1 protein-coding gene is annotated in these 3,525 nt (G+C 75.7%); it reads left to right on the top strand.

Annotated features, from left to right (window positions below; all coding sequences use genetic code 11):
- Positions 1-3,525: SDR family NAD(P)-dependent oxidoreductase (locus AB0A94_RS38505; RefSeq protein WP_361751674.1), on the top strand; the 3,525-nt coding region annotated here is incomplete at both ends.

The raw sequence follows: 3,525 nt of genomic DNA, 5'->3' as shown, positions 1-3,525 counted from the left end.
CGGTGAGGCGTGGGCGTACGGCGCGGACGTCGACTGGGACGTCTTCTACGACGGGACCCGCCCCCGCCGCGTCGACCTCCCCACCTACCCCTTCCGCCGCGACTGGTACTGGCTCACCCCCGACGAGACCGACCGGCCCGCCGGCACCGGCGGCGACCCCGCCGACGGCGAGTTCTGGTCCGCCGTCGAGAGCGGTGACGTCACCCGTCTGTCCACCGTCCTGGACATCACCGGCGACGACACCGAGGCCTTCAGCAGCCTGCTGCCCGCCCTCGCCTCCTGGCGTCGCCGCCGCACCCTGCGCACCACCCTCGACTCCTGGCGCCACCGCGTCCACTGGACCCCGCTGACCGGCGCCGCCGGCCCCGTCCCCGCCGGCCGCTGGCCCGCGCTCGTCCCGGCCGGGCACGCCGACGACCCCTGGGTCGACGACGTCCTCACCGCCCTCACCACCCGCGGCCTGCGCGTCGAACGCCACGACCTCACCGGCGACGAGGACACCACCGCCCTCACCGCCCTGCTCACCACCCCCGACGGCGAGGACCCCGCCGGAGTGCTGTCGCTGCTCGCCCTCGACGAGCGGCCGCACCCCGACCACCCCGCCCTCCCGCGCGGCCTCGCCGCCGTCAAGGAGCTGACGCACGCCCTCGCCGGAACCGGCACCCGCCTGTGGGCGCTCACCCGCGGCGCCGTCTCCGTCGACAGCCGGGACCCGCTGACCTCGCCCGTCCAGGCCGAGACCTGGGGCTTCGGCCGCGCCGTCGCCTTCGAACTCCCGGACACCTGGGGCGGGCTCGTCGACCTGCCGCCCACCCCCGACCCGCGCGCCCTCGACCGCCTGCCCGGCCTCCTCGGCGGCGCCGAGGACCAGCTCGCCGTCCGCGCCGCCGGCTCCTACGCCCGCCGACTCGCCCGGATGCCGCTGCCCGAACCCGCCGGCGACGCCGACCCCACCGGCACCTGGGCGGCGCACGACACCGTCCTGATCACCGGCGGCACCGGCGCCCTCGGCGCCCACGTCGCCCGCTCCCTGGCCGCCGCCGGCACCCGGCACCTGGTCCTCACCAGCCGCCGCGGCCCCGACGCGCCCGGCGTCGCCGACCTCACCGCCGAACTCACAGCGCACGGCGCCCGCGTCACCGTCGCCGACTGCGACGTCGCCGACCGCGACCAGCTCGCCGCGCTCCTCGGCTCCCTCCCCGCCGACCTGCCGCTCACCGGCGTCGTCCACGCCGCGGGCGTCCTCGACGACGGCGTCCTCGACGCCCTCACCCCGGACCGCTTCGACGCCGTCCTGCGCCCCAAGACCCTCGGCACCGCCCACCTGCACGACCTCACCCGCGAGCACGACCTGTCGATGTTCGTGCTGTTCTCCTCCATCGTCGGCGTCCTCGGCAACGCCGGACAGGCCAACTACGCCGCCGCCAACGCCTACCTCGACGCCGTCGCCGAGCAGCGCCGCGCCGCCGGCCTGCCCGTCACCTCCGTCGCCTGGGGCCCCTGGGCCGACGCCGGCATGGCCACCGCCGACGTCCTCACCGACCGCATGCGCCACGACGGACTCACCCCGATGACGCCCGACACCGCCGTCGCAGCACTGCGCGCCGCCGTCGCCGAGGGCGCCTCGCACACCACCGTCGTCGACGTCGACTGGCCGTCGTACGCCGGTGTCCTGACCGCCGCCAGGCCCAGCCCCCTCATCGGCGACCTGCCCGAGGTCCGCCGCGCCCTGGAGGCCGCCAAGGCCGCCGCGCCCGACACCCACGCCCTGCGCGACCGGCTGCGCGGCCTCGCCCCCGCCGACCAGGACCGCCTGCTCACCGACCTGGTCCGCGCCGAGGTCGCCACCGCCCTGCGCCACGCCTCGCCCGAGGCCGTCGACGTGCACCGCGCCTTCAAGGACCTGGGCTTCGACTCGCTCACCGCCGTCGAGGTGCGCAACCGCATCACCGCCGCCACCGACGTCAAGCTGCCCACGACGCTCCTGTTCGACCACCCCAACACCGCCGCCGTCGTCGACCACCTCAAGGACCGGCTGCTCGGCGGACAGCGGCCCGCCACCGCACCCGTGGTCGTCGCGGCCGGCGTCACCGACGAGCCGATGGCCGTGGTCGCCATGGCCTGCCGCTTCCCCGGAGGGGTCACCAGCCCCGAGGAACTCTGGGACCTGATGGTCGCCGAGGTCGACGCGGTGTCCACCCCGCCCGCCGACCGCGGCTGGGACCTCGACTCGATGTACGACCCCGACTCCGAACGGCAGGGCACCACCTACAGCCGTGAGGGCGGCTTCATCCAGGACGTCGCCGGATTCGACCCGGCGTTCTTCGGGATCTCCCCGCGCGAGGCCCTCGCCATGGACCCGCAGCAGCGCCTGCTCCTGGAGACGTCCTGGGAGGTGTTCGAACGCGCCGGCATCGACCCGGAGACCCTGCGCTCCACCGCCACCGGGGTCTTCGTCGGGACCATCAACACCGACTACCAGGTCCGCCTCGGCGGTGCCGCCGCCCAGGAGCAGCTGGCCGGCCACCTCATGACCGGCAACGCCTCCAGCATCGCCTCCGGCCGCCTGTCCTACACGTACGGCTTCGAGGGCCCCGCCGTCACCATGGACACCGGCTGCTCGTCCTCCATGGTCGCCCTGCACCTGGCCCTGCAGTCGCTGCGCACCGGCGAGTGCACCATGGCCCTGGCCGGCGGCGTCACCATCATGTCCACCCCCGAGCCCTACGTGGAGTTCTCCCGGCAGCGCGGCCTCGCCCCCGACGGCCGCTGCAAGGCGTTCGCCGAGGGCGCCGACGGCATGGGCTTCGCCGAGGGCGTCGGCCTCGTCCTGCTGGAGCGGCTCTCCGACGCCCGCCGCAACGGCCACCCCGTCCTCGCCGTGGTGCGCGGCTCCGCCATCAACCAGGACGGCGCCTCCAACGGCCTCACCGCCCCCAACGGGCCCTCGCAGCAGCGCGTCATCCGCCAGGCCCTCGCCAACGCCGGACTGTCCGCCGCCGAGGTCGACGTGGTCGAGGCGCACGGCACCGGCACCCCGCTCGGCGACCCCATCGAGGCGCAGGCCATCCTCGCCACCTACGGCCAGGACCGTCCGGCGGAGCGGCCGCTGCTGCTCGGCTCGCTGAAGTCGAACATCGGCCACACCCAGGCCGCCGCGGGTGTCGGCGGCATGATGAAGATGGTGCTCGCGATGCGGCACGGCATGGTGCCCAGGAGCCTGCACATCACCGAACCCACCTCGGTCGTCGACTGGTCCGGCGGTGCCGTCCGCCTGGTCACCGAGGCCACCCCCTGGCCGGACGCCGGCCGGCCACGCCGTGCCGGCATCTCCTCCTTCGGCATCAGCGGCACCAACGGCCACCTCATCCTCGAACAGGCCCCGGAGCCGGAGCCGGCCGACGGGGCCGACGGCGAGCCGGTCCGGGCTCCGGCGTGGTTGCCGTGGGTGGTGTCGGCGAAGTCGCGTGGGGCGGTGCGGGAGCAGGCGGCGCGGCTGGCGGCGTCCGTGCGTGACGGTGGTGC

Source organism: Streptomyces sp. NPDC044984, from assembly GCF_040646935.1.
In the GTDB taxonomy this organism is placed as follows: Bacteria; Actinomycetota; Actinomycetes; order Streptomycetales; family Streptomycetaceae; genus Streptomyces.
The sequence above is the reverse complement of the archived record's forward strand: the minus strand, read 5'-3'. Positions and strand labels throughout refer to the sequence as shown.